Annotated in this window: 1 protein-coding gene; it reads left to right on the top strand. The window is 71.5% G+C overall.

What is annotated here, in order from left to right; all coding sequences use genetic code 11:
* On the top strand, nucleotides 1-228 hold a 228-nt coding region (locus tag AC6H42_RS10815; RefSeq protein ID WP_497548007.1), incomplete at both ends, for a methyl-accepting chemotaxis protein.

The following is a 228-nucleotide window of genomic DNA, read 5'->3' as shown; positions in this document are numbered from 1 at the left end:
TCGTCGGCCAGGTGGTCGACACCATGGGCGCCATCGACGCTTCGGCGCGCAAGATCGTCGACATCATCGGCGTCATCGACGGCATCGCCTTCCAGACCAACATCCTGGCCCTGAACGCGGCGGTGGAGGCGGCGCGCGCGGGCGAGCAGGGCAGGGGCTTCGCGGTGGTGGCCTCCGAGGTGCGCAACCTGGCGCAGCGCTCGGCGGCGGCCGCCAGGGAGATCAAGG

The sequence above is a fragment of the Massilia sp. NBRC 108631 genome, assembly GCF_059704565.1.
Note: the sequence above shows the minus strand (reverse complement) of the source record. Positions and strands in the feature narration are given on the sequence as shown.